The sequence below is a fragment of the Rubripirellula reticaptiva genome, assembly GCF_007860175.1.
In the GTDB taxonomy this organism is placed as follows: Bacteria; Planctomycetota; Planctomycetia; order Pirellulales; family Pirellulaceae; genus Rubripirellula; species Rubripirellula reticaptiva.
Window position 1 is genome coordinate 947,363 of sequence record NZ_SJPX01000005.1, and the last position, 26,819, is coordinate 974,181.

Annotated in this window: 22 protein-coding genes and 2 tRNA genes; 13 read left to right on the plus strand and 11 right to left on the minus strand. The window is 56.0% G+C overall.

The genetic code is table 11. The features are described from left to right. Nucleotides 1–214: 214 nt before the first annotated feature. Nucleotides 215–1,807 carry a glycoside hydrolase family protein gene (locus Poly59_RS24690; RefSeq protein ID WP_146536921.1) on the minus strand — a complete coding sequence of 531 codons (1,593 nt, stop codon included), beginning with the start codon at nucleotides 1,805–1,807 and terminating at the stop codon, nucleotides 215–217. A 234-nt stretch (nucleotides 1,808–2,041) separates the two neighbouring features. Here Poly59_RS24690 and Poly59_RS24695 point away from each other — a divergent pair, with 234 nt between their 5' ends. Then, nucleotides 2,042–3,040, plus strand: coding sequence for an NAD(P)-dependent alcohol dehydrogenase (locus Poly59_RS24695; RefSeq protein WP_246151915.1), 999 nt, complete (start codon nucleotides 2,042–2,044; stop codon nucleotides 3,038–3,040). 300 nt (nucleotides 3,041–3,340) lie between these two features. Here Poly59_RS24695 and Poly59_RS24700 read toward each other — a convergent pair whose 3' ends face one another. Beyond that, complete coding sequence (locus tag Poly59_RS24700; RefSeq protein ID WP_146536738.1) at nucleotides 3,341–4,723, minus strand: phospholipase D-like domain-containing protein; 1,383 nt, start codon at nucleotides 4,721–4,723, stop codon at nucleotides 3,341–3,343. Between the two features lie 283 nt (nucleotides 4,724–5,006). After that, nucleotides 5,007–5,080: transfer RNA gene (locus tag Poly59_RS24705), tRNA-Asp, on the minus strand. Nucleotides 5,081–5,384: 304 nt separating this feature from the next. Here Poly59_RS24705 and Poly59_RS29760 point away from each other — a divergent pair. The 4 genes from Poly59_RS29760 (at nucleotide 5,385) to Poly59_RS24720 (ending at nucleotide 9,620) form a co-directional block, all read left to right on the plus strand. Next, complete coding sequence (locus Poly59_RS29760; RefSeq protein WP_186776492.1) at nucleotides 5,385–5,549, plus strand: hypothetical protein; 165 nt, start codon at nucleotides 5,385–5,387, stop codon at nucleotides 5,547–5,549. Nucleotides 5,550–5,751: 202 nt separating this feature from the next. Next, nucleotides 5,752–6,078 carry a DUF6793 family protein gene (locus Poly59_RS24710; protein WP_146536739.1) on the plus strand — a complete coding sequence of 109 codons (327 nt, stop codon included), beginning with the start codon at nucleotides 5,752–5,754 and terminating at the stop codon, nucleotides 6,076–6,078. A 162-nt stretch (nucleotides 6,079–6,240) separates the two neighbouring features. Further along, nucleotides 6,241–8,625, plus strand: coding sequence for a hypothetical protein (locus tag Poly59_RS24715; RefSeq protein WP_146536740.1), 2,385 nt, complete (start codon nucleotides 6,241–6,243; stop codon nucleotides 8,623–8,625). Nucleotides 8,626–8,678: 53 nt separating this feature from the next. Beyond that, on the plus strand, nucleotides 8,679–9,620 hold the full coding sequence (locus tag Poly59_RS24720; RefSeq protein ID WP_146536741.1) for an ABC transporter ATP-binding protein: 942 nt from the start codon (nucleotides 8,679–8,681) through the stop codon (nucleotides 9,618–9,620). Between the two features lie 42 nt (nucleotides 9,621–9,662). On the opposite strand, the gene Poly59_RS24725 is transcribed toward Poly59_RS24720, so the two are convergent. Beyond that, complete coding sequence (locus Poly59_RS24725) at nucleotides 9,663–10,580, minus strand: SMP-30/gluconolactonase/LRE family protein (protein WP_146536742.1); 918 nt, start codon at nucleotides 10,578–10,580, stop codon at nucleotides 9,663–9,665. Between the two features lie 140 nt (nucleotides 10,581–10,720). On the opposite strand from Poly59_RS24725, the gene Poly59_RS24730 reads away from it, so the two are divergent. Continuing rightward, the gene (locus Poly59_RS24730) at nucleotides 10,721–12,112 is read left to right on the plus strand and encodes a DUF6666 family protein (RefSeq protein ID WP_146536743.1); all 1,392 of its coding nucleotides are present in this window, start codon (nucleotides 10,721–10,723) and stop codon (nucleotides 12,110–12,112) included. A gap of 52 nt (nucleotides 12,113–12,164) precedes the next feature. Here Poly59_RS24730 and Poly59_RS24735 read toward each other — a convergent pair whose 3' ends face one another. The 3 genes from Poly59_RS24735 to queF form a co-directional block, all read right to left on the minus strand. After that, the gene (locus Poly59_RS24735) at nucleotides 12,165–12,392 is read right to left on the minus strand and encodes a SlyX family protein (RefSeq protein ID WP_146536744.1); all 228 of its coding nucleotides are present in this window, start codon (nucleotides 12,390–12,392) and stop codon (nucleotides 12,165–12,167) included. Between the two features lie 14 nt (nucleotides 12,393–12,406). Beyond that, nucleotides 12,407–13,408 carry a sugar phosphate isomerase/epimerase family protein gene (locus Poly59_RS24740; protein WP_146536923.1) on the minus strand — a complete coding sequence of 334 codons (1,002 nt, stop codon included), beginning with the start codon at nucleotides 13,406–13,408 and terminating at the stop codon, nucleotides 12,407–12,409. A gap of 73 nt (nucleotides 13,409–13,481) precedes the next feature. Beyond that, the gene (gene queF / locus Poly59_RS24745) at nucleotides 13,482–13,844 is read right to left on the minus strand and encodes a preQ(1) synthase (RefSeq protein WP_146536924.1); all 363 of its coding nucleotides are present in this window, start codon (nucleotides 13,842–13,844) and stop codon (nucleotides 13,482–13,484) included. A gap of 19 nt (nucleotides 13,845–13,863) precedes the next feature. On the opposite strand from queF, the gene Poly59_RS24750 reads away from it, so the two are divergent. Both Poly59_RS24750 and Poly59_RS24755 read left to right on the plus strand, forming a co-directional pair. Then, the gene (locus tag Poly59_RS24750) at nucleotides 13,864–14,661 is read left to right on the plus strand and encodes a 7-carboxy-7-deazaguanine synthase QueE (RefSeq protein WP_146536745.1); all 798 of its coding nucleotides are present in this window, start codon (nucleotides 13,864–13,866) and stop codon (nucleotides 14,659–14,661) included. 20 nt (nucleotides 14,662–14,681) lie between these two features. Continuing rightward, the gene (locus tag Poly59_RS24755; RefSeq protein WP_390621524.1) at nucleotides 14,682–15,743 is read left to right on the plus strand and encodes an SMP-30/gluconolactonase/LRE family protein; all 1,062 of its coding nucleotides are present in this window, start codon (nucleotides 14,682–14,684) and stop codon (nucleotides 15,741–15,743) included. Between the two features lie 56 nt (nucleotides 15,744–15,799). On the opposite strand, the gene Poly59_RS24760 is transcribed toward Poly59_RS24755, so the two are convergent. Both Poly59_RS24760 and Poly59_RS24765 read right to left on the minus strand, forming a co-directional pair. Continuing rightward, nucleotides 15,800–16,678, minus strand: a complete 879-nt coding sequence (locus Poly59_RS24760) for a hypothetical protein (protein WP_146536746.1) — start codon at nucleotides 16,676–16,678, stop codon at nucleotides 15,800–15,802. Nucleotides 16,679–17,281: 603 nt separating this feature from the next. Next, nucleotides 17,282–17,833 (minus strand): hypothetical protein, encoded by a 552-nt coding sequence (locus tag Poly59_RS24765; RefSeq protein WP_146536747.1) that lies wholly within the window; start codon nucleotides 17,831–17,833, stop codon nucleotides 17,282–17,284. 196 nt (nucleotides 17,834–18,029) lie between these two features. On the opposite strand from Poly59_RS24765, the gene Poly59_RS24770 reads away from it, so the two are divergent. The 3 genes from Poly59_RS24770 (at nucleotide 18,030) to Poly59_RS24780 (ending at nucleotide 22,194) form a co-directional block, all read left to right on the plus strand. Further along, a complete protein-coding gene (locus Poly59_RS24770; protein WP_246151916.1) occupies nucleotides 18,030–19,709 on the plus strand; it encodes a 30S ribosomal protein S1 in 1,680 nt (559 codons plus the stop codon). Between the two features lie 219 nt (nucleotides 19,710–19,928). Continuing rightward, nucleotides 19,929–21,155 carry a DUF1559 family PulG-like putative transporter gene (locus tag Poly59_RS24775; RefSeq protein WP_186776494.1) on the plus strand — a complete coding sequence of 409 codons (1,227 nt, stop codon included), beginning with the start codon at nucleotides 19,929–19,931 and terminating at the stop codon, nucleotides 21,153–21,155. Nucleotides 21,156–21,441: 286 nt separating this feature from the next. Beyond that, a complete protein-coding gene (locus Poly59_RS24780) occupies nucleotides 21,442–22,194 on the plus strand; it encodes a hypothetical protein (RefSeq protein ID WP_146536749.1) in 753 nt (250 codons plus the stop codon). Between the two features lie 165 nt (nucleotides 22,195–22,359). Here the strand turns inward: Poly59_RS24780 and tig are convergent, their stop codons facing one another. Beyond that, a complete protein-coding gene (tig, locus tag Poly59_RS24785) occupies nucleotides 22,360–23,862 on the minus strand; it encodes a trigger factor (protein WP_146536750.1) in 1,503 nt (500 codons plus the stop codon). A gap of 385 nt (nucleotides 23,863–24,247) precedes the next feature. Here tig and Poly59_RS24790 point away from each other — a divergent pair. Continuing rightward, nucleotides 24,248–24,320, plus strand: a tRNA-Gly gene (locus Poly59_RS24790). Nucleotides 24,321–24,384: 64 nt separating this feature from the next. Then, a complete protein-coding gene (locus tag Poly59_RS24795; RefSeq protein ID WP_146536751.1) occupies nucleotides 24,385–25,389 on the plus strand; it encodes a ketoacyl-ACP synthase III in 1,005 nt (334 codons plus the stop codon). A 44-nt stretch (nucleotides 25,390–25,433) separates the two neighbouring features. Here the strand turns inward: Poly59_RS24795 and Poly59_RS24800 are convergent, their stop codons facing one another. Further along, nucleotides 25,434–26,813 carry a hypothetical protein gene (locus tag Poly59_RS24800; RefSeq protein ID WP_246151917.1) on the minus strand — a complete coding sequence of 460 codons (1,380 nt, stop codon included), beginning with the start codon at nucleotides 26,811–26,813 and terminating at the stop codon, nucleotides 25,434–25,436. Between the last annotated feature and the right edge of the window lie 6 nt (nucleotides 26,814–26,819).

Here is a 26,819-nt window from a genome sequence, read left to right on the forward strand (position 1 = left end):
GCGGCAAGTGCGTTGCAGGAAGTTGTTGGCTTGTCGGCTAAAAGTGTGGACGAGCCGGCTAGTTATTTGGGCTACGAAATTTGAGGCCTCACCGACAAGCCGATTAACCTGAATATGCTGTCAAACGACGATCATGGTCTTAGCCTGCCAACCGGGTGCGCGAGGTGGGACATCAAGTCTGCTCTATTCGGTCACGGACAAGCGATGGCTAGCCCTATCCGCTCGCTAAGTGTTCATCGGTTTGTCTGGGTGAAGCGAGTCGTTGCAGTTGGATGTCGGCAACTCGCAGTTCTGCGGTTTCTAGATACACGCCCAACTGCCCGGCATTAAACCTTTGATCCGCAAGTGACAAGACGACACGACCACCAACGGATAGTTCGATGTAACTTCCAAATGCAATCAGTTGCACGACAGCTTCGGCTCGATCCTCGGAGTACCAGAATCCGGATTGCAGCGAACGAAACTGCATCATGTGCTCACCACTGCTGTCTTCGTCGGTCCCCCATGCTCTAAGTTGCGCCACGCCTTTGAGTAGATCGAGCGATAGATAATATCCGTCGCGAGACTCGGGGTCGATGCGAAACACTAATCCACATTTGCCCAACCCCTTCATGTGCAACGTCGCCTGAAAGCGGAAGTGGTCGAGAGTTTCGTCGAACACGAAGGCTTGGAAACCGCTTTCGCATGCAATGTCCAGGTGTCCGTCATCGACGCGGCACAGTTCGACTTGGGGACCGACATCATCGATCAAACTGTGGATGCATCGTGCGTCAATCGATTCTCGCACGTAGTCCGCAATGCCCTCGAACGTCACCGCTCGCAAGAGGCCCGCGTCATTTTTGACCAACCGTTTCGGCGGTGGCATCAAGTTCTCCGCCGTACGGTCGGCCAGGTTCATCGAATAGAAATTCCACAGCAGCCAACCTTTATCGTCACGGCAAACTCGTCCAGCATAGTTTCCTTGCGCCAACAGTACGTTGTCGTGATAACTTTGCCATGGATTCCCGATCTTGTCGGTATGCCAATATCGAATTTTGGCATCTTCGCGGATGCTGCCGATCAAATATTGATCGTCGTCGACACAGATCAAATTCGGTACTTCGACGTCGTCGTAAAGTCGCGGGTGATGCAGTGGTGGCTGGCCTACAAAATGGTTCGGTTCGACCTCTTTCATTAGTGCAACACATCCGCGACGGACAACCGGTCCCGTTTTGACGCGGGCCGCCGCCATCAACCAACCGTCTTTGCCATCGTGGTAGTAAAACGGATCACGAAAACTGACCCAGTGGCGGCCTTCGGCGAGCGATGATTCATAATGCTGTGGATCAGGTTCAAGCGGAAAGCAACTTTCCGAGTCATACAAGGCATGGTGGCTATCGGACACCTTTGATTGACTCTTTCGCAGCGCCTCCTTAACGGGCTCCGGGTCTTGTGGGCCTCGATGGTCTTCCCATTTTACGGGTGCCTTTTTCCAATGATACAGATCATCACTGGTAGCCAACCCGAGCCGCTGAATCTTGCCTTGATCGCGGCGAGAAAGTCCGGTGTAGAACATGCGCCAGCGACCCGGCTGATGGGGATCGGCCGAGACGTGCATCGTCCACAGCATCAAATCGTCCCAGTTTCCGGGGTCGCCGATGAACAGTGCGTTGTTGACACGACGCCAGTTCAGCGCATCAGTGCTGACGGCATGAGCAATGAAATCGTGATTGGGAAGCACGAGATGGAACAGGTGGTACAGACCGTCATGGAACAAAACGTCCACGTCGCCGATCGTTTTGCGGCTTCCGTCGGTTTCTGAAAACATAGATTCTCGGGTGATGTAGGTCTCGTTGTCGCCAAGGTGGCCGGGGACCGATCGAAGCAACAGCTCACCGGCGCTAAGCGAATCTCGGCAACCAAGATTGCATACAAGCCAGCAACACGTTGGCATAGCTTTCTTCGGCACGCGATTTGCCCCGACTTAGGTTATCACGCTCAAATTTGCCACGGTCCAATTTGACACGGCCAATGGTAACCAAACTCTGCAAATGGAAACATGATGTCTACCCAACTTGAACGCTCCGCTTCACAAGCCCGAGACGGTTCGTCCAACCAAACAATGACGGCTTTCGTCTACGACGACTATGGCAATGCAGATGTCCTGCATTGTGCGAAACTGCCGATTCCTGACCGATTACCCGGACAGATTCTCATCGCGGTCGAAGCCTCTAGCGTCAATCCGATTGACTATCGGCTTCGCAGTGGCGAAATGAAGGGCTTGTTGCCATTCGGTTTTCCTCGAATTCCAGGCTACGACGTTGCCGGAACCGTTGCCGACTGTGCTCCAGACGCTCCGTTTGGTCGCGGTGATCGAGTGATGGCGTTCTTGGACCACATGCGTGGCGGGGCGTGCGCAGAGTTCGCGGTTTGTGCGATCGATGTTGCAGCAAAGATTCCCGACTCGATGCAGTTCGCGGACGCTGCTGCGATCCCACTAGCTGGAACGACGGCACTGCAATCACTACGTGACCACGGGAAAATCGCGGCCGGGAAGCGGGTGCTCATCAACGGAGCGAGCGGCGGGGTTGGAGCATTCGCTGTTCAAATCGCCAAAGCTTATGGCGCTCATGTAACCGCAGTGGCAAGTAGTGATAACGAGTCGTTCTGCATGGAACTAGGTGCAGATTGCTTTTACGACTACGAGAAAGTTGACTTCACGAAATCAGTCGAACATTGGGATTTAATCTTTGATGCAGCCGGCAAGTCAGGCTACTTCGACTCTCGAGACGTGCTGAACGAGCATGGCCGGTATGTATCGACGGAACCCGACGCGAAGGGAATGTTGATGACTCTGTTGACGTGGCCGTTGTCGAAGTCCGGAAAAGTCATGCTGGCCAAACCGAACGCAGCCGACCTACGCGAGCTGATCCGACTGCACGAACTCGGCAACCTAAAAGTAACGATCGACCGCCGTTATCCCATGAATCAAGTAGCCGATGCGCATCGACGCGTCGAAGAAGGCGTGGATCGCGGAAAAGTCGTTCTGGTCAACGGCTGATCGCACACACTGCCACACGTTGTTCGGCAGTGGCAACGAACCACTCAATATCAAAGGAATCAAAGCGAATCCTTTTTAAGAAACAGATCGACCTGATTCATGCTTCCGAAAGCGAATTATCTTGTTGTTGCGAGTCGAAACCTCGCGTGGCGAATTCTTGAACATCTCGCGGCTGACCGGTGTGAAAAAACTGCGCACCGCGGGCAAGGCTAATTTGTAAGGCGGTTGGGCAACGACTGAAGCTTCGACCAATCTGGACGAAGCACTGTCATGTCAATTCCGCAACCACAGACCGCGGCGTTACAGTTCGTCGGCAAACATCCGCACGGCAGTCGCAAGGGCTGATCGAGACCTCGAGTGATCAGTCAAACCCGAATCGCAGTCTCGCGACAAGTCTTCATACCAATTACTCACCTCGGCAATCGTTGCCTTGTCGTGGACCAAGACCGACAGTTCATAGTTCAAAAAAAACGATCGCACGTCGAAATTGGCGGACCCTACCAGCGCAACCCAATCGTCAACGATACCGACCTTGGCGTGAACCATTCGCTTGGGGTAACGGTGGACCTTGCAACCGACTTCGACCAGGTCCTTGAAATAGTCGTGCCGAGCATAGTCGACGGGACGCAAATCGCTCACTTGCGGAACAAGAACCTGCACGTCGATCCCGCGGCGACATGCTGATTCCAAAGCCCGCATCGTCACGGGCGGCGGCACAAAGTAGGGCGTTGCAATCCAAATCCTCCGTTCTGCTCGATGAATGGCGAACTGCCAGAAGTCCTCCAAAATTTCATCGGGGCCGTCTGGCCCGATCGGCAAAACCGTCAACCGTGAACCATCGTTCGGTCCGACTCCTGCTTCATCCAATTCACGGCGAGGCAGTTCTTCGTCGGTTTCAAACTTCCAGTCGCTACAGAATACCGCTTGCAACTGAGCGGCAGCCGGACCTTCGATTCGCAAACTCATGTCGATCCACGCTCGTCCATCCGAATCGTCGTTCAGTTCATCGTCGACAATGTTTGCGCCACCAAGAATCGCACGCTCACCGTCTGCCACGGCAAGCTTGCGATGGTTGCGGAAGTTCAAATAGGCCAATCGCGACAACTTCGACATCGCCTTGAAGCGATGCGCCCGACCACCTGCGTCACGGACTTTTTGCAATTGTTCTTCGGGCACCATGAACGACCCAAAACCGTCGACCAGCAAGCGTACTCGGACGCCACTGCGAGCCTTGTCGCAAAGCGCGTCGATGATCGCGGCGCTGCTTTCACTCTTGTCCAGAATAAACGTCATCACATAGATCGACTCTCCAGCACTGTCGATCAATTCCAAAAACGCATCACGGACATTGGATGGGCGATTTAGCAAACGAACGTCGTTACCGTTGGTTGGCAGACAGAGGCTTCGCGACGATGAGAGACGTTCAAGCGAATCACGGGGTTCTGCTTCCGCGCCCGGTAACGTCGGCATGTCCACCAAATTTCGCTGTTCGTGTTCAGCAGAGATTTTCCGTCCGCCGAGCCACAGAAAAAGTAGCAAACCGACGGGTGGCGACAGCAACACAAGGCCCAGCCACCCGATACGACCAACGCTATGCCGCTGCTCGTTGCGGATGATCGTCATCGCCAGGATCGTTAGGAAAGCGCCCACGACAGAAGACACATAGGCGACAATCCAAATCATGAGGTTGCGTTTCAGGGGCAGTGTTTAGGTACTGAATTTCGCCTAGCCACGATCCGAAGGCATACAAGCGTCACGCCCTCTAGAGTCAAGCAAGCAGGCCAGTCGCGGCCGCTCACCCTATTCTGACTGTCTGCCGCCCGATCCGCGACCGCCCTTCAAGTGCCTCTGGCCGTAAAACGGTTCTTGGTGCCGATCATCAAATTCTTTAAAGAGATGAAAGAGCGGCGGCTCGTTGGGTCGGCGCATGAAAAAAGCCTGGTTGAGAAACCAGGCTTTTTCAAAGCGACGCGGACGGGACTCGAACCCGCAACCTCCGGATCGACAGTCCGGGGCTCTAACCAATTGAGCTACCGCGCCTTGGTGGGCTGCCGAAATCGGCGAACCACCTTGGATTGGCGTTGCTTGAGTGGGAATTATATCGGCCGATCTCAGGCTCGCAAGTGTGCCAACGGGTCAATTGCGGAACGTTTCGATTGTTCCGATTACAACGGCCGAAACCCGTCAAAACACCGTAATTCCTTGCCCTTTTCATCGCTTTCGACACACCAATGCGACCTAACTTTGAATGTTAGGTCGAATCGGGCTGGATTTTTTTTGCTCCAGACGACTCGTCCTTTTGCCAACTTTCCTTCGGCCTCTCTCACCGGCCCCAGAGCTTGCCATGATCCCTGATCTAATTGCCTTCTCGATGGTCACCTGGTTCTTTGACGCCTGGGCTGAATTGGTTCGATACTTCAACACGATGAACACCATGCAATGGGGAATCGTGTCGGCTTGCTCGGTTGCGTTTGGCTTTCTGTGCCTGCGCGGCCATAAAATCAACTAATCGGGCTGTGAACACGACCGCCTGCGAGCGGCAACAAGCGGCTCGAACGTGGAATTACGAGTGACGACAATTTGCAGGCGGTGACGCCCTCGGTATGATGACTTTGCGGCATTTTTGCCACGGTCGTCAGTCGCGGGCTTTCTGGACGCTGGCCCCATGCCTTTCGTCTTTCCGCCTCGAAACCACATCTTGGAGTCACCCGATGCCATTGTTTGAAATCGAAACCGAGTCCCACATCATCATCACTTGGGCCGAGGAAGAAAATGACGCTCGGGCTGTGGTTGCCGACGCTTATCCGCAGGACGATTTGCTGCGGATCACCAAACGGCCTCGCGATACTTGGGTGATCAGCAAAGGCGTGCTTGGTTTGACAACGATGAAAGCCGATCCGTGCGTGGTTGCGCGCGATTGCTTGAGCCGATCGGCCGGAGACAAAGTCAACGCCATCCGCCTGTACCGCATGGAAACGGGCAGCGACCTGGAAAACGCTCGCAAGGCGATCGAGTCCAACATGGTCATGGGCTGGTGAAAGAGCAGGCGACAGGCTTCAAGTGACAGGCTTCAGGTGACAGGCAAACGCATTGAGTTGGCGGACGTTTCACACGGGCGGTTGGCTTGCCGGTAACCTGGATAGCGTCGCTGTGACACGTTTTCATTGCGATTGTAAACTGACGCCAAGAACCGACTTCTCATGCCGCGTTTGTCTTTTCTGATCGCGCTGCTTTGTGTGCCTCTGATTGTTGGATGCGACGGATGCCGGCGTGATCCAACCTTGGACAAAGACAAGGACGCCGAAGAATTACCGCGTGATGCTTTCACCACGTATTCGCCAGACCCATTTCCAAGCGTTGGACTGTTGGCCGATGGTGGCGTACCGGCCGGTCGAGCGATCAAGCCGGGCCACTGGATCAGCGCCTCGGTTTCGATCAAGAGCAACCTGGACGATTCGCGTGGCGAGCTCGTTTGCACCGCCAATGCGCAGGGCATCGACTTTAGTACTGGTGATTCGATGGAGGGCCGCAACCGCTTCACCGCGGTTCCCAGTTCTCGCCCCATCGTGCTGCCGAAAGGGCAACTTCGACGCTTCGACTATCGGCTGCTGACGCCTGTGACGGGTGGCAATGCCAAGAAGACTTATAGCCTGAGCGGAAAATTTGTTCCGTCGGGTCGAGCAGTCCCGGTCAACGTGCCGACGATGCCATTCATCGCGATGCAGCCCGAAGAATACTTCTTTGTCGTGCTGACCAACCGTCCCGAACGCTTTGCCAAGCTGCGGAAAGCCGACTGGATCAAACCGTATCGCGACGAATTCGATTTTCCGATCGCGGGCGCAAACTACCGAGTCATTACCGCCTCGACCAAAGATCTATTACCGATCGCCGACACGATGCTGGATTGGACGAACACGGCCGTTTTGGTTTGGGACAACGTTACCGACGATGTGCTGACGCCGGACCAACGCACGGCGATTGCCGATTGGATCCGCTTTGGTGGCAAATTGATCGTCAACGGCCCCGACGCCAGCGACGCATTGGGGCGAAGTGCGTTTCGCGATGTTCTAGCCTTTCAACCATCCGGAAACATCGAACTGGATCCGCAGGCCGGCGAGTCACTATTGAAGGGATGGCAAGTCAAAACGGATCGATCGACCAGCAAACAAATCGAGATCCTGAAGTCGCAATCGGGACGCGTTGCCGTTGATGGACCGTTGGCTGTGGGAGCCACGTTGCTGGAGAATTCGGGTGGACTGATTGCGAAGCGGCAAGTTGGCCGCGGCTCGGTGACGCAGACTCGATTCGATGTGACCAGTGATTGGGTCGTCGACTGGGAATCGTTCGACAGTTTCTTTAACAATGCGATTTTGGATCGGCCACATCGCCGCTATTCGGCTTCGGAAGGTCAGGCCGAAGGTGGCGGCATGGCCACTCGCCAATACGATGCAGTCACCGGATCGGTGACTTCCGATGCCGCGATGAACACGCAATTTCGGATCGCCACTCGCGACGCCAAGATCTTGACGGCATCGCCAGAGAAACCAACCAATGCACCAGAGAATCTGTCATCCTCGCTGACGTATCAAACCGACCCGTTCACGCGAATCGATCCCAGCACCGGGATAAGCGGATGGACCGATTCAAGTGACTTGGTCGAGGCTTGTTCGCAAATTTTGCGTAACGAATCGGGCATCGAGATTCCCAAATCATCGTTGGTCGTGCGATCCCTTGGCTATTACTTGCTGATTCTGGTACCGCTGAACTTTATCATTTTTCGATTGATGGGGCGACTTGAATATGCATGGTTGGCGGTTCCGGTCATCGCAATCGTTGGCGCGATCTGGGTGGCCCGCTCGGCACAATTAGACATTGGTTTTGCTCGCAGCCAGACCGAAATTGCGGTGTTGGAAATGCAACCGAGTTATCCGCGGGCTCACTTGACGCGGATCGACGCGATCTACAATTCGCTGTCCAGCACGTATCGATTTGACTTTAAAACGATCGATGGCTGCGCATCGCCGATGCGCAATGTGCTTTCGCAAAGCGATGCCGGCAACCCGATGTTCAGCACGTCCTACAACGAAGGACCGTCGCTGTCCGGAATGGCTGTCGGCAGTAACCAAGTACGAATGGTCCACGCGGAACAGATCGTCGATGTCGGTGGCGGAATCCGGCTCGACAGCAGCGGCAAGTTGGTCAACGGATCGCCGCTAGAGATTCTGGATTCTTACGTGATCGAAAAAGATGCCGAGGGAAACATTCGAGTTGCCGTCGTCGGCTTGGTAAGCCCTCAGTCGGCGACGACGCTTCGGTATCTGGATTGGCCCGAAGTGAATGTCAGCGACGAACTGCCGATGCAGACGGCGCTGCTGATTCGTCAATTGACGTTGCCATCATCGATCCCATCCGGATCAACTCGACTGGTCGGCCGGGTCAGCGATGCGATCGATGGGATGACGATCACGCCCAAGGCGACTCAGACGTTGGCCCAAACCATTGTGCTGGCTCACCTGAAGCACGCGCCACTGAAACCGGGCCAGCCGGATGTGAATTTAAAGTCCGACGTATCGAAACGCCGGTAACCAGATCTGCGAAGTGCGGTTTCACTTTTTGAGTTCCTTTTGAGATACTTGTCATGATCACACTTCGCGGATTCGGAAAAGACTACGGTGATTTTTGCGCCGTCGAAAGCATCGATTTGCAAATCGATGCTGGCGAAGTATTCGGGTTCATCGGTCCCAACGGTGCTGGCAAAAGTACGACGATTCGATTTCTAGCGACGTTGTTGCGAGCAACACGCGGCAGCGGAACGGTGGCGGGCTGTGACGTGATGGGCGACCCGGTCGGCGTTCGCCAAGCGGTCGGTTACATGCCGGACAACTTCGGTGTTTACGACGGCATGCGAGTATGGGAGTTCCTGGATTTCTTTGCCGTTGCCTATCGCATTGGTCGCACCGAACGCAAACAGATCATCGACAACGTGCTTGAACTGCTAGACCTCACTCACAAACGAAGCGACTTTGTGAACGGGTTGTCGCGTGGCATGAAGCAACGTCTGTGCTTAGCAAAAACACTGGTCCACGATCCGCCGGTTTTGATCTTGGACGAACCGGCCAGCGGACTGGATCCGCGGGCTCGCGTGGAAGTGAAGGCGCTACTAAAAGAGCTTCGCAAGATGGGCAAGACGATCTTGATCAGCAGTCACATTTTGACCGAACTGGCCGACTGTTGCACTTCGATTGGAATCATCGAACGAGGCCAACTGTTGATGCACGGACCGATCGATAGTGTCTATCGCCAGATCCGCCGCAACCGCTTGGTCGAAATCCAGTTCGTTTCGGGCGAGGAGGCTGGCATGTCGATTTTGCGTAGCACCGACACGCTGCGGTCGCTTGAAGTCTTGCCTGGCACTTCCGACACCAAGCGGGTCGTCGCGGAAATGGAAACCGACGACGAGGGGCTCGCCGTGTTGATGGAAACTCTGATCGCCGCCGGCGTGCGGATGAAGTCGTTCAACGATCGCGATCCGACACTCGAAGACGTGTTCATGACCGTGACCAAGGGACTGGTGAGTTAAAAGCGGAAATAAAGTTTAGGTGTCTTTTCTATTACCTAATACCTACTTCATCCGTTCGACGGCTTTCTTCGTTTTGCGATCGAATTGGTAAATCTGCTTTTGTTTTGGATCGGCGACGTAGATTGAATCTTCGGTTGCCGTGATCCCGACGGGGCCGACCAACGGTTCGCCCTCGTGCCACTTTTCGGTTTTGCCGTCCGCGGTGAATTTCCAAATCGCTTTGCCGTAGCCGTCGGTGACGAACCCTTCGCCGCCGGACCATGTCAGACCGTTTGGATACTGGTAGGGACGATCGGTGATCACATTGGTGACGTCACCCGTTTTGACGTCAATCTTGACGACTGCGTCGGCGTCGGGTGTGACAGCCCACAAGTTTCCGTCTTCGTCGAATGCCAATCCTCGTGCGTTAACTCGAGCCACAAGTTCTGGCTTTCCGCCTTCGATAGGCATCTTAAACGTGGCTCGTTTTTCAGCGTCTCCGACGTACATCGTTTTGCCGTCTGCGTCCAAGCAGATTGCCATCGGGATTCCGATGTACCCAGCGGTCAGCGGCACCGGCTCGGCATCGGCGGATTCGATTCGATAAACCTCGCGAGTGGCCGAGTCGCCAACGAAAATGCCGCCGCGCGGATCGATCGCAACACAGCGAGGACGATTCATGGGTTTGCGCAGCAGGTTCGTACCACGTGCAAACAGTTCGGTCTTCTCGCCAATCTTCCAGACACCCGGCAGATCCAAATCGACCGCATAAAGAGTCGTTCCATCAATCGCGACAGCCAGCGGGTAAGCCGGCTCAGCGACGTCGGCGGCGGGTTCACTTTTTGCGTCAGCTTCTGCGCTAGCCACCACATCTTGAGCTGAGCAAACAGCGGTCGGAAACAAGGCCAAGGCAAGCGTGAAACACGCGGCGCCATGGAAGGCCGGGTGGCAGATTGTGCGGATTACGAAAGATTTGCTCATTGCGATGATTATTCGGGCCGATAAACAGAGAGAACGAGACCGGGGAAGTGCAGGTACAAACGCGCCCGGTAACACGAACGCTATCTGAGACCAACGATATGATAACGTCAGGCGGACTTAGTCGCGAACCGATTGCAAACATGCTTTTTGCAGCCGCGTTATTGCTGACACTCGCAATCACGATGGCGTCTTCCACGCTGGCAGCGGAGCCGCAAACGCGAACTGCAGCAAAACCAGTGATGCGGAGCTCGGTAAATCAAACCGGCCAAATTCAGACGACTCGCGTAAAAACCAACGCTCGAAAACGAACATCGATCGTTGCCCAAGCGGCATCGGGGCGCATTCCCAATACTATCCCCGAAGCTCCGCTCGACGGATCGCTGATCCGCGGCAGCGTGAAACAGGTCGGGTTCTTGGAGGACTATGTTGGTTGCCAAAATGGCTGTGGCGCGGTCTGCGATTGCTGTGACGCCGGTCCAACCTGCGGCATGGAAGCCAGTTGCGGAATCGAAGTCGGTTGCGGCTTTGAACCGGGATGCGGATGGGAAAACGGATGCGGCGTTGAAGGGTGCGCGAGCTGCGGCGAATCAAGCTGTGGTGTGGAATCGTTCATGGGCGAACCAACATGCGGCATGGAAATCAACGGCCAGTGCTCCTGCAACGCGTGCCGCGGGATTGAGAGCATTCCGATCTTCTTGCCTCTGCTGCGAGTGAACTGGTGCCGCTTTCAGTTCTTTGCCGGCGTGCAAGGATTCACGGGTCCGATGAGCTATGCGAACACGAATGCTGCGAGTCCGAATTCGCGTAGCGGTTCGAGCAGCTTTGGTTTCTATGAGGGCATCAACGAAGGTCGATCGCTAAAGAAGTGGCTCGGCTGGGACATGGCAGCTCAGTTAGGCTTCCGCGCAACTCAATCCAATCTGTCGGGATCGGAGTTCAGCAATTCGCAGCGCAGCCAAGTCTTCGTGACCGGTGGCTTGTTCCGCCGAGTCGATTATGGACTGCAGTACGGTGCGGTGTTTGACTACATGGATGACGATTGGTGGTTCAACGGCAACTTGACGCAGATTCGCGGCGAGCTGAGTTGGAAGACCAAAGAATGCCATAGCTTTGGATTCCAATTCATGAGCGGGCTGGGCGACGATTCATCGAAGACCGAGGTCACAAGTTCCGCAGGCGCGTTGATCAATTCGACGATCAACTTTGAACCACTCGACCAGTACCGACTGTTCTATCGTCGTCTGCTGGCCGGCAGCGGTGATTGGTCGGCGTTCGGCGGCTGGACCGACAATGGCGACACGATTCTGGGTGCGAATATGAACTTGCCGCTGCGTCAGAAGTTGGTGCTTGCGACCGGAGTGACTTACCTGGCTCCCGCCGAAGGCGACAACAACCTTGGCAACCGCGAAGAAGGCTGGAACATTTCGATGGGCTTGGTCTATCGCCCGGGTGGTCCCACCGGATGCGGCCGCTATTGCCGTCCGCTGTTTGACGTCGCCGACAACGGCACGTTCATGGTCGAGCAGAAGTAGCAAGCGATCGGACTTTAAAACTGCCGCCGCGACGGAATCCGGCGCAAACGCACTAGTAATGCGGCGGCTTTTCGTCGAGCGGATCGGTCGCTGGCTCGGCCGATTTGCTTTTGACCTCTTTCAACTGGACCGTCAACGCATCGACCTTGCGTTGAATCCGATCACCACGCATCGCCTCGGTCGTCACAACCTCGTTCAAATGTTCGTACATACGTTGGACATGAGCGAGCTGGATTTCCAACTCGGTCAAACGATCAGCATTGGTTTTATCGGATGCCATGTCTGGTGTACCGGCTAGCTGCAGGATGCTTTGATGTCGGCGAACGAACGCAAAGCGTACGGGATACCGACATAATCGAGAACTCGGCACAGCCCACGCATGGCAACGCCAAACCCGTCTGGTCCGCTGAATCCACCGAACTGACCGCCACCTTTGACGTGTGGTTCCAGGTCCATGAAGACACCGTCGGCGCCGCGAGCCGTCATTCGCTTGTGCAACTCGGGCATGAAGTCTCGCATGTCGCGAAGGATGGCTTCGTGTCCGCTGTCGCCCATGTCGGCGGGGACAAAGTTGCTGAGGCTGGCTTCATCGACGTGATCGATTCGGCCCGTTGGTGACGGATCGTGATAATCCTTGATGTGAACCCAGCCGAGACTCGGTTTCATCGCCAAGTACTGCGAGTAGGTTTCGTCGGCGGTGAACCCTTGCGTCACAATGTTGGCGGCGTCAAAGATCGTCAACATCGCCGGATGGTTGACCTTGGCAGCGATCGTGCTGAGCAAGTCGCCGGTTTGCCCGACCAAGTTCGCTTCGACTTCTAATCCAAACGTCAAACCGCGTGAGTCGCAAAGCTCGGCGATTTGGCTCAACTGGTCCGCGACTTGATCGATGTGATCAGCGGGGTCCGTACCTTTGGGATGATAGAACGCGAAACCGCGAAGCAGCTTGGCACCAAACGCTTCGGCGCGGTCACAGGCGGTGGTGACGTCTTCGCGAAGGTATTGGTCGAACGGCACATACTTGTTGCTGGTGCCATCATCGACGTCCAGCAATTTTACTTTCCCAATCGGCGAACCGATGCTGCTGACCTTTAACCCGTAATCGCCTTGCATCTTGACCAAGTGCTGGATCTCGGGATCCGACAACGACATCACGTTCTTGATGCCCTCGCCGGCATCGATAAAGCGAATCGAGTAGTACCGCAGGCCGAGTGCTGCAAAAGCGCTGTATTGCTGGACGGCTTGCTTCTCGTTGGCCGCTTCGTCGCCGAAGCCGCTGATCAGTACGGGAGGAATGGTCATGATGAATTGGTTTAAAAGTAAGTTTTGTCGACAGTGCGAAAAAAGGGCGAAGATAAAATCGGGAAAATCAGTTTTCCGGATATCGGACAATGATATTGCTGTGCAGACCACCGCGAGGCGTCCAGCGGCTTTCGACGCTGGCACTGCGAGGCTTTACGACAGCCAAAAAGTCGTCCATGATTCGGTTCGTCACCGCCTCGTAGAAGATCCCTTCGTTGCGAAAAGCCTGCAGATACATCTTCAGGCTCTTCAATTCGACGCAAATTTCGTCCGGCACATAGCTGAACACGATCGTGCCATAGTCCGGTTGTCCCGTTTTGGGGCAGACCGAAGTAAACTCGGGGCAGTGATGCTCGATCGTGAAATTTCGCGACGGGCTGGGGTTGTCGAAAACCTCGAGGAGTTTCCGAAAGTTATCTGAGTTACTCAATTTTAGCGTCTCGTTTTCAATGACTTCCACGGGTGAAATTCGATTCTCGCACGCCTCCGCCGACCCGACCAGGGGCAGCGATGATGAGATGCCGGGCAGCGACCGCGAGATGCCGAGCAGCAGCGACGAGCTGCGGATCAGTGAAACCTTTGTCAGCCGTCAAGGCGAAGGAAAATTGACGGGCGTCGAGAGCTATTTTGTTCGCACCAGCGGCTGCAACCTGCGTTGCTGGTTTTGTGACACACCGTACGCTTCATGGAAACCCGAAGGGGATCGCCAGTCCGTGGCGTCGATCGTCGACCAGATTCGCCAGTCGGGCGTTCAACACGTCGTGCTGACGGGCGGCGAACCAATGCTGCCTTCGGCGATCGAGGCCATTTGCCGGCAACTTCGAGAAGCGGAAATTCACATCACGATCGAAACTGCGGGCACGATTGACCGCGAATTGCCTTGCGATTTGATGTCGATCAGCCCGAAGTTGTCGGCCAGCACTCCCGCCCCCGCAGACCATCCGCGATGGGCCCAATTGCACCAACAGCGGCGAATGCCGATCGGCGTGATGCGGCGGCTGATCGAGCGAGCGGACGACTTCCAGGTCAAATTCGTGATCGATTCTGCGGCCGAGTACGACGAGTGCTTGTCCGTGATTGACGAGCTCGGTGTCCGGCCAGCCGACGTTTGGATCATGCCGCAAGGCGTAACGGCCGAGGCGATGGACGCAGCTGCGCTGTGGCTGAAACCGTGGTCCGACGAGCGTGGGTTCCAGTATTGTGACCGGATGCAAATCCGGTGGTACGGAAACCGCCGCGGAACGTGAAGCTAGCCTCGCGTTGCGGGATGCAATTACAATCATGGGCTGATTCCCCCCCAACTCCCTACCTCATTGCCAATTCGTTTGCCATGCGATTAGCCGCGCTCCTGTGTTTTGTTTCGCTTGCAAGTCTTTCCAGCAGCTTGTTGGTTGCCCAAACGCCCGAGACCCTGGGCCGGATCGAGCGACTGGATCCGGCACTGGACTCGTTGGTGGCAGCGACCGCAAAGATCGAGGTTTTAGCCAGCGGGTTCACTTGGACCGAGGGACCGGTTTGGGTACCGGACGAACAAGGCGGTTATCTGCTATTTTCAGACATCCCGCGGAATAGCATTTTTCGATGGTCCGAAGCGGGTGGTATCAGTCTGTTCATGCAGCCAAGTGGTTACACCGGAGCCACTTACTACGGACTTGAACCTGGCAGCAACGGCTTGGCGCTCGACGCCCAAGACCGACTGACCGCGTGCGAACACGGCGATCGACGCATTTCAGTGCTGACTCGCGGCGGCGGAAAACAAACGCTGGCGGACAACTATCAAGGGCGTCGATTGAACAGCCCCAACGACTTGGTGTTCGATTCGGCGGGATCGATCTACTTCACCGATCCACCGTACGGGCTGCCCGAACGAGCGGCGGATCCTCGCCGCGAACTTGATTTCTGTGGCGTCTATCGACTAGATGCTAACGGCCAATTAACGCTGCTGACCAAACAGCTGACGCGGCCAAATGGTATCGGGCTATCGCCCGACGAAAAGACTCTGATCGTCGCGCAAAGCGATTCCGACAAGCCAATTTGGATGTCGTTTCCGATCAACGAGGACAAGACGCTCGGCGAAGGCGTCGTGATCGCAGACGCGACAGAAGCGAAGAAAGAATTTGCCGGCGCCCCGGATGGCCTGGCCATTCACCGCAGCGGCATCATCTTTGCCAGTGCGCCGGGCGGCATCCATGTGATGAAGCCCGATGGCTCGCTGATCGGTCGCTTGATCACCGGCGAGCGAACTAGCAATTGCACGTTCGACAAGGACCAAAAGACCCTCTACATCACCGCGGACAGCTATGTGTGCCGCGTGAAATTGGTCGAGTGAACAAGAGGTCGGCAAGCAACTGGAAACGTAAAACGCCGACATGTTAGCTCGCTTGTTTACATGCACCAACGCTCAAAGTACGGGTGACGCGACATCTCGATCGCGTCCGCCGTGGGTGCCTCGTCAATGTCGAGGGCAGCCAGTTCATCAAGCACTCGGTCGGCTTTGTCGGCACCCGATTCCAAACGATGAAGCCACAGTGACTTTAACGTTCCGATGCTGTCGAAAAGATCCGGACGCAGCATCAGCATGACACTCTTGACGACCGCACGATTCGCTTCGGGCAGAGCCGTGCCTTCCGAAGTTCGTCGCTGCAGGGTGTCGTGCATCGCAGCGTTCATCAGCCAAGCCGACATGTCCCGCATCGCTCGGCCGCCACACGACCGCGTTTCCTCGGCGTATTCCGTTGCCCGCTTTGCATCGAACGCATAGCAAACATTCTTTGGTGATTCGGCCGTCAAACGCCCGACCAAAGCATCGGTCCAGCGCTCGACACCCTGGCGAAGTCGATTCAACCGAACCGTGTCTCGGACCGAGCAGCCGCGGCCTGTCAGCATCAGCTGTTGGATTCGATTGCGGGCTTCTAGGTGAGTCAGAAACACCGCGTGAGTGATCGGCGAAATCTCATCAGTCGAGTTTTCACGGTCCAGGCCAGTTCCTAGCGCCGCGATCACGCGCGTCAGCATTTCAGTCACCAGCACTTCTTCGATCAGAGTGAGGTGATCTCGCCACCAAGCTCTCATGGACGCAAAGTCGCCGGTCTTCTCGTTCTTCTGATAGCGAGCGACCGCTTGCTGCCACAGCTCGAACCGATTTCGCGACGTTGCCCAGTACTGGGTCATTGCCTCCGGTGGAATCGCCTCGCGTTGGTACAGGATCGCCGGCCCATGCTGGGACACAAGAGCGGCGAGATCGGCGATCAAAACACAATGCATAACGGGACCGGAAAGGCGAGACTTGCGGCTGAATCATTTCGCCGTCCCCGATGATCAAAAATCTGTGATCAAAAATCTGTGATCAAAAATCTGTGATCAAAACCTGCAATCAGGCACCCGCCAATGCGAATCAGCATCGGCAAGCGACTTTCAAGAGAGGACGGCCGAAGCTGATTCAAGCACGCCGCATGCCACCGGGCGCTCCGGCGATCGCCACATCACCCTAAACCATTGCCAACAAGAAGCTTAGCGACAAAACTACGGCACACCGACGGGGTCCGCCAAGCAAAACGAGATGGCGTTTTCGCAGCGCCGGTGCTGCGTCTGAACAACGCAATCCCCCCCGCTAGCGAAAGCCGGACAGCGATTAGCAAAACGTGGGCGCAAAAAAAAACGGCTCAGGTTTTTGTGCCCCACCGACATTGCCCGAAGACATTGCTGATGGAAAAACCCAAGCCGCTATAGTCGTCTACAGAATGAGAAACGTTGAATGTGCCCCACACAAGGAGTCCCTCATTCCGTCTGACTTAAATTTGATCGGCTCGCACGGCTCAAGTTCTTTCCTTCAATTTGCCAAGTTTGTGATAACCCGCAAAAAAAACACTAACCTGCATGACTGTCTGAACACTGAATAAACATTACCTGCCATTCGATCCACTGCACATTCATCAACTGATCCGCATCGCGATTTCCAGCTTGAACGGCCAATTGGCACGCGTCTGCAAAGGAAGAATAGCCACCGTAAATCCCGTCCGATCGCTTTTCGATTTCGGCAAAGGCAGGATGCTCCCCCGCCCGGCGAAACCAGTACTTCGCGTTTCCGTAATCGCCTTCGCGGCGGTGCATGATTCCGTGCCAGAAACTACCGTCTGGCGATCCGTCGTCCTGGCTAATCGAGTGACTGCGATCCAAATCGCCAGCAAGTAGCCAAAACGCTGCAAAACAGCTCTGGCGGGCATGATCGGTGAGACCGGGCCATGGCAGGTCAACGCCACCGCGAGCCGCATTTTTGGTTGCCACGGCCAGCCGATCGGCCAAGTCAGCATTGCGCGGCCCGGCGCCCAGACCTGGCATCGCTGCCGTAGTGGTGGCTTCGATCCAGTCGCTCCCTAGGAACGCAAGCGAGTTGGCGGCAAAGGAATCAATCGCCGGCATGGTTGGAAGACTCCGAAAGCAGTGAAAAGCGTGGAAAACTACGTACCGCGAAGACTACCGACCGCGCCGCCAGATTGCTAGACTGGCGGTGTCGACTCGGGCCCCTGGGCGCGAGCTGCTGCCGTGACGAGTTCGGCAGCGACTGCTTCGGCGAATCCTCGGTTCCTTTTTCTTTGTTCCCTTGCTGACGATCTCGATGACCACCGGCGACCAATCGGCTCCCGAAACGGACCCCAACACGACGGCAAACGTCGTATCGACTCCATCCGATTCGGATGCAGCGACCCCCAACCAATCCCTCGCTTCGGACAATCCGGCAGCTGATCCAGCAGCCGAAACCCCGGCACCTGAAAAGCCAGCGATGGACACAGCCAAGCCAGCCAGCGCGGCTCCCTTGGCCAAAGCTGCTCGCAGCGGCCCCTTGTCGGCTCGAGGACTTGGCTTGGCCAAGCCTTCGTCGCCATCGGTTAGCTCCGAAGAGCTTTCCAAACAAATGGGGGTGAAGCCGAAAGACGCTGGCGGCAAGCCTACGAAAAAGAAGCCCCAGTCGCAAAAGCCTAAACCGGCCGGCGCCTTCAGCAGCGAAACCAGCGACCCGGACAAAATCCCGCGTCCCAAGACGACTCCATCGCGTGTCGCCGTGCCGAATCTGCGAATGGGATTGTCGGACGACCTGCAAGCAGAACTCGATGCCGAACTTGCGGCAGCCGATGTCGAAGCCATCTTGGGCGGATCGGCTGGTATGCCAGACCGCAAAGAACCGCTCGAAGAAAACGCTCGCGTGATGGGCACGGTTCTGAAAGTCGATACGGACCATGTTTTCGTTGGCCTTGGCGGCCCAGACGAAGGCATCGTGCCGTTTCTGCAGTTCAAAGAAGAACCCGTCGTCGGATCACAGATCGAAGTCGAAGTTCGCGCGTTCGAAAAGGGCGACGGTCTTTACGTGTTGTCGCTGCCAGGCGGCACGATCGTTGCATCAGACTGGGAAGACATCGATGAGGGAACCGTCGTCGAAGTCACGATCACGGGACACAACGCCGGCGGTTTGGAATGCAAAGTTGGCGGCGGTCGCGGCTTCATTCCGATGGGCCAAATTTCAGAACATCGCATCGAAGACGCCAGCGAATTCGTTGATCAAAAATTCTTGTGCGTCGTCACCGAATCGAACGAGCGACGGGGCAACCTTGTCCTCAGCCGACGTGCGATTCTTGAACGTGAACGCGAAGAGAAGCGAAAGGAACAACTCGAAAAAATCGAAGTTGGCCAAACGCTGGAAGGCATCGTTCGCAGCGTCAAAGACTTCGGCGCCTTTGTCGATCTCGGTGGACTTGATGGACTGATCCACATCAGCAAATTGAGCTGGGACCGCGTCGCGCATCCAAGCGAAGTCGTAGAAGTCGGCCAACAGGTCAAAGTCCAAATCGACAAGATCGATAAAGAAACAGGCAAGATCGGCCTGTCCTATCGCGACCTGCTCGAAAACCCTTGGGACACTGCCGAAGCCGACTACGCCGCCGGCGCGATCCTGAAAGGCACCGTTACTCGGATCGCCGCCTTCGGTTGCTTTGTCAAACTTGGCCCCGGCGTCGAAGGCTTGGTCCACATCAGCGAAGTGGCTAGCCACCGAGTCTCGCGTGTCGACGCATTCGTCAGCGAAGGCCAAGAAGTCGAAGTGAAGGTTTTATCGTTCGACCGTGATTCGCAAAAAATCAGCCTGTCGATGAAGCAAGTCAACGCACCCGCGGTCGAAGCGAAACCGACCGAAGAGCCAGACGAGCCGCTGCGCGAAGTCGCGATCAAGCCAGCCCACTCGGGTCCGCTTCGCGGCGGAAACGACACCGCATCAGGCGGCGAAAAATTTGGTTTGCGTTGGTAATCTGAACCGACCAACGAATTGAAACACAAACCGAGGGAAGCTCTGCGACCCTCGGTTTTTTCTTGCACCGACGGCATCGCCGGGCGGAAACGAGGCGTTACGCCCGGCGCACTCCACGCATTTTTCTTGCGTCGCCGCCGCACGCCCCGTTAAAATGTGGGCCTTGTCTCAACTTGCCCAGCTCGGGCCGCCTCTTCAAAAATGAATCGGAGGTTTGTGATGCGCTCTCGCAAACACACAGCACGTCGCCATACAGCACGTCGTAACACAGTACGTCGTAACTCGGAATCTCGTGACGCAGGCTCGTCAGCATCTGGATTCACTCTGGTCGAAATCCTGGTCGTGATTTCAATCATCGGCATTCTGATGGGATTGACGGTTCCCGCCGTCATGGAAGCCAGACGCACGGCGGCACGCGCACTTTGCGCTGAAAACCTACGCCAACTTGCCATCGCAACGGTCGCCTTCGAAACCACCCATGACAGAATGCCCGGATACCTGCAACAGTTCGGCGAATTCCCAGGCGGTGCTGACCCTTCCGATCCACCAAACTACTCTGGCAATGTGCCGCGGCACTTCAAAATCGGCGGTTGGCCAATCGCCATTCTTAGCAAACTGGACAACCAGCCTGCCTATGAGCGATGGAGCTTGGACCGGTACCCGATCATCGCCGACGGCAACGGTTCGCAAACCCGAACGACGGAAGGGTACAGCGCCCACGCTTCGACGCATTTGGACACGTTCATTTGCCCTAGTTCCAGCAATACGATCTGGCACCGCGGCAAGAACAACTACATCGCCAACAATGGCATGCACTCCGATTCATTCCCGATGATCTACACACGACCGGGCGCGGCGGCACGAACAGTTGACTTTGCCCGGTCCCAGAACCGAAGAAACGGGATGTTCAATAACCAGTTCAACGGTTTTGACCCTGCTGCTCCGACGCAACGAGTTGCAATCGGAAAACCGTTCCGTCTCGACGACTGCCGCGACGGCGTCAGCCAAACGATGATGCTGAGCGAAAACAATCAAGCGGCACCGACGTACCTGACTCGGCTTTCCGGCAACACGAATCATTTGACAAACATCGTCAACGTCGGCGGATCCGATACCGTGGCCTACTCGCCCGAATCGCGATACTTGCAAGGTGCGGTTTGGCACTTCGAAGATCCCAGCGGGTTTGCCGGAGCCCCCGCCGTGGCGCCGATTCACAAAATCAACGGCGGCGACGTTTACCAAAACTCGCTAACGCTTGCCAACGCATCCGACCTGGCACGGCCCTCGTCCTTGCACACCGGCGGCGTGAACATGGCCATGGCCGACGGCAGCATCAAGTTTGTGACCACATCGATCAGTTACCCGGTTTATCAGGCAATGATGACGCCGTCGGGCCAGGCGAGCGACGTGCCAGCCAACGAATTCATCCCCGTTGACGAGATTTAGCAGCCAGAGCCAGATCAATTTTCAAGCAAAGCCGTACCGAAAGTCGCCAGACGATTGGTAGTCTAGGAAGTTTGACTTCACTTGACTTAGCACTGCCTGACCTCGTAACGTCCGTGCTTGGAATCACGACGATATCCTCGCACGGCGGAATGAGACGATTCGTAATCCACGAATCTACCGATGGCTCGCAATCTTCGCATCCGCGAACTTGGCGGTCGGCTGCGCCACTTGGAAAGACGACAGCTCGTTGACATCAGCGATAAAGTCTCAAAAAAACTCGGTCTTGATGGACCGACCGCTTATTGAAAGCAAACGATCCATCGTCCTGGACATCGAATTCGTCAACATTGATGTCGCGACCGCCGATGCCGATTCAGCTGCCTCGCTTTGGCAGTGGGTCGACGAGACGCCGATCGATATCAATCTGCGCAACGAATTCCTGAACAATGGGATTCGTATCGGCTTGGTTTCCAGCGAAGAGCGCTTTCGAGAACGAATCACTTCGCTTGCTGCACAAAAAGACGTGCTCGAAGAATTCTTGACCAGCGCGTCGGTCGCCAGCGATCTGTCGCGTGGCGAAAAACGAATTCCGATGCGCATCGGCAAGCGATACGAACTCCCCGTTCGTCAACCGATCGAGGGCAACCACGTCGCACTGGCCCGCGTCGGCCAGCAAACGATCGGTCGCACGCTTCAAAATGCGCAATACTTGATGGCCATCCGCCCTGTCCAAGCGACCGGCCAGAAACAAATTGAACTTTCGCTGCGAACCGAAATCCAGCACGGCGAAACCCAACAAAAGTGGGTCGGCAGCGACTCGGCGATCCGAATCGACCAGCGACGCGAAACGTGGCCGATCCCCTCGCTGGACCTAAACCTCGAAGTAGCCGAAGGCGACGTGCTGGTACTCGCCCCAACATGGCCGCTGACTGGCCTGGCCAAGCATATGTTTTCCGGCCAAAACGCCGACCACCAACCAGAAATGGTCGTGCTGCTGATCCGCGTCGCGCAAGTGCCCACGGCGATCGACCGCATCTAGGCATTTTTAGACTTGCCGTAGGGCCGGTTCCCACTCGCGATCGGCGCGCAGCCCCAGTTGCAATGGGCTTGCGCACAAAAAAAGCCGCTGAGGCTTTTGCACTCAGCGGCTTCTTTTCAAATCCAGCTTCTCTTTAAATCGTTGCCTGGTCGCACAGGTTGGCGACTAGTCTTCGTCGCGCTCAGTCTTCTTTTCGGCTTCCTTCGGCGAATCGTCAGCGTACTTGGCTGTTGGAATCGCTTCGGCGTCCTTGGTTGGCAAGACGTTGTGATAGACGGCGAATTCCGATGGTTCTTCGCCAGTCTTCTTGTCGACCGGTTCTTCGGTGACCTTCGCGCTTTCGACAACCAGTTCGATCACCTTGCGTTCCACGATTTGGTTTCGCAGTGCATCCATTTGGCCCTGCTTTTCCAATCGAGCACGAACACGACGTTCGGGCACATCGCTTTGCTGAGCGATCAACGCGATTTCTGCAGCGTAGTCTGCTTCTTCTGCGTCGATCTTTTGCTCTTCTGCAATTTGCTCGAGGATAAAGTGCTCACGCAGTGCCGACTCGGTGGTGGCTTGAGCATTTTGACGTGAAGCGTTGACGAAGCGACGAATCATGTCGTCATCGAAACCGTTGCGGCGAAGTTCAAGAACCTTTCGTTCCAATTCGCGAGCGGTTTGACGCTTGACCAACGTTGCAGGCAGTTCAAAGTCAGCCGATCCGGCCAACAAATCAACCACGGTCTTACGCACGGCTTGCTGAGTACGGTAGTCAGCTTGGCGAGTCAACGAATCACGGACAAAGTCGCGAAGCTCTTGCTCGGATTCAAAGTCACCGAGTTCAGCAAGGAATTCGTCTGTCATTTCTGGGTGCTCGAGCTTCAGCACTTCGACGACGCTGAAGACCACGTCCAGTTCTTTGCCACGCATGGCTTCGTCGGTGGCACCATCGGCGACAGTAACTTTGCCCGATCGGGTTTCGCCTTCTTTGACGCCGACCATCAACTTGCCAAAGCCTTCGCAGACCGCGTCCGAGAAGCTGAGACGATCGTCGAGATCGACGCGTTCTTCATCCATTGAGGTCAACACTTTGCCATCCAGCTTGAACTTCGCTGTGATCAGCAACTTGTCACCGACTTCGGCAGGCCCGTCGGTTGCTTCAAGCGTGGCGTAGCGAGCCAACACGCGATCGAGTGCTTCTTGGACATCGTCGTCCGAGATTTCTTCGACAGGCTTGTTTAGCTTGATGCCCTTCCATTCAGGCGTCTTGAATTCGGGACGAACTTCGATTTCGAATTGGAACTTGAAGTCGCCCGACTCTGGAATATTGATCGCGTTGTAATCGAAGTTAGGCTCGCCGATCGCGTTGAAACTGTCCGCTTCGGTGATCTGAGCTAAGCTGTCCATCAACAGCGAGCCCTTGACTTGCTCTTCAACGCGATCCTTGAATTGCTTCTCGACCAACTTGCGAGGTGCACGACCGTTTCGGAATCCTGGCACTTGGGCTTCAGGAACCAATTCGTCGTAAGCATTCTTGAGGTAACGCTGAACTTCGGACTGCTCGATGGTAACGATCACTTCCCGCAAGCAAGCCTGCGGACTTTCGACCTTAATATCCAACTTCAGCGGCTTCTTTTCTTCAGCGACGTCGGTGATTTGGTTCTCGGTGGAGGTGGACATCGGTGCGAAAGACCTCAGCTCGTGGTAATTGTTTTGGGCGTAGTGGAATTTGAACCCGGCAGTTTACCGAGAAATAGTAAAAATCAGCAAGCGGGGTCTTGGAAGTGGTTTTTACCGCTGCGTTTGCAAGATTAATGACGAGCAGGAAGCGGTAGTTTACAGAGCCGAGATGAGATCGGGCATACCGCTTGAGGATAGTCGGCTGCGTTGTTTGGCGGTTGTTTGGCTGTTGTCTGACTGTTGCTTGACTTTGCTGAAAGGTTACAAAAACTCTGGATTGGGCTGGTGTTCTAGAATTTTTGCGTCCGTTCCAAAAAACACTCCGAAGAGGCCTTGCCGAGTCCGATACCGCTTCTATAATCTGCCTCTCACTCGAGAATGATTTGCGGCTGTAGCTCAGTTGGCAGAGCATCACGTTGCCAACGTGATTGTCGTCGGTTCGAATCCGATCAGCCGCTTTCTCTTTTCTTTCTCCGTGCCGGAAGGTGACACCCCCGGATCCAAGCTGGGAATGGACACGCTGTGCCGCACGCTCAAATAGGCAAGATCGCCGTTCATTTTCCCGAGCGGATTGAGTCCAACGATATGCTCGCCGAGCAGTTTCCACGTTGGGACCTGCAACTGATCGCGGAAAAGACGGGTATCAACCAGCGTCACATTGCGGCCCCCGGCGAAACCGCCAGCGATCTTGCTGTCGCGGCCGCCGAAAAACTGTTTGCCTCGGGTGCGATCGATCGCGAATCGATTGATTTCATCTTGCTGTGCACTCAGACGCCCGATTATCCGCTGCCGACAACTAGCTGCTTGGTCCAAGATCGACTTGGACTATCGACGCGGTGCGGTGCGATGGACTTCAATCTGGGCTGCAGCGGTTTCGTTTATGGACTTGCCGTCGCTGATGGGCTGATCCAAAGCCGAGCCGCGAAAAACATCCTGCTGCTGACAGCGGAAACGTACAGCAAGTACATCGACGACGACGACCGCAGCCTGCGAACGATCTTTGGCGATGCCGCAGCTGCAACTCTGATCACACCCGGCGAGACGCCGTCGGTTTGGGGATTCCAGTTCGGCAGTGACGGCAGCGGCGGTGACATGCTAATCGTCGGCGATGGCGGCGCTCGTGCCGAACAAGACGCGATCAAACCACGACATCGCAAACGCTGGAACAGCCGTTTGTACATGGACGGGCCGAGCCTGATCAACTTCACCGTCGAAGCCATCCCGCGTTTGGTTGACGAAATCCTAGAAGCGAATGGGATGACGGACGCCGACATCGACAAGTACCTGATGCACCAAGCCACTTGGAAGATGCTGGACCAGTTGCGAAGTCGCATGCAGGTCAGCGACGAACGTTTGCCAATCGACCTTGCCGACATTGGTAACACGGTTTCGTGCACGCTGCCGATCCTGATTGAACGCTTGCGTTCAAGAGGCGAAACGAAACCGGGCGACACGAATATGCTGGTCGGTTTCGGCGTGGGCCTGTCGTGGGCCGGTTGCCTGTGGAAAGACCACTGCGAAGGCTAGATCTCTGTCACCTGACCTAGGTTGGCTGACGGTTTGCTGATGGCTTATGGGCTGGACGACACGAAAACCTTCTCGGCGGGGGCGATCGCGATTCGGTAGGTGTTGCGACCGTTGACGATCTGCACGTGCTCATTGACCGGCAACCCGATCGATTGGCCGTTGAACCCAAGCGGATCCAACGACACGATGTGATCGCCGGCCGGCAACTCGCAGCGGAAGACCTGGATTTCCCGCGGTAGCAATCCCCAACATCGCGTGTCGGCTTTCTCACTGCCTGCCCATGCCGACGCGGCCGCGAAATGGAACAGCGATCCGACCGACCCGTTTAACCCAATCGAATTGCCAACCTTGGCAACCGCGGCTTCCTTGGTCGCTCGGCGAACGACCGCTCTCGCAATCGTGTAGGGCATCTCGGATTCCACTTGCCGAGTCGCCAATTCGCCGACGTCCGTGATCGTCTGCGTTGCCCCTAACAACTGGCCGCCCGAGCGAATGCCGATCGCGGCGATCGGCGACGGCGGGATCACCACCAACGGAACCTTGACCGACGCGATGTTCGGAAGCACCGGCCCGTTGACGCGTTTCTTGCCGTCGGCCGATTCTTCTTCGTTGGTTTCGGCGTTTAGCACCGACGATGCAATCGACAGCGCGGCCGAAGTCGTTTCCGCGACCGTTTCTTGCAAGACTGGTCCGCGACCAACACAAGCGATCACGTAAAGAACTCCGTGACCAGCTTGGCTGTGCGAGCCGCCACTGGCGCGCTGGATGTCTTCGGCAGCGGGTGCAAATTGTGGCCGAACGGCGCTGACCAAACGATAGGCCTTGGCCGCATCATCGAAATCGTGGTGCGTCGCCTCTCGCATGATGCCGCGTAGGTACGGGGCTAGGGCCAATGGCTGGTACACCTCGCCGGGCGAGAGAAACCCGCGGCTCTCAGCTTCGCGGCTAAGCTCGTTCTGCTTTTCGGTCGCCTGCAACGCGTAACTTTCAGCGTCGGTTTGGTCGCTGGCAAGCGAGCACAGCGATAGCATCGCGCGAATCATCACCTCTTCGTAGCCCGACGGATGGTACCGCCGCACTCGGTCGTCCGTGACCGTCGAGGCGGCTTCGGATACCAGCGCTAATTTCGGCGACGTATCAAACTTGTCTCGCAAATGGCGCAGCCTCGCCTCGGCCGACCGCACATTGCCGGACGCCAAGTCGACCATCGCCAAATCCAGGGCAGCCGCATCGGACACGCCGCCCTGTTTTTCAGCAAACTGCGAAAGCGTTTCGTCAGCGACTTGAAAATCGCCACTCACATACGCGTCACGAGCAAGATCGATCGACTGCATCGACCGGGCGCAGCCGCCACCAACAACGCCGACGATCGCAACCAGAATCGCGAAACTAAGCTGAAACGGTCGTCCGTTAAGGCTAGCCATCACGAG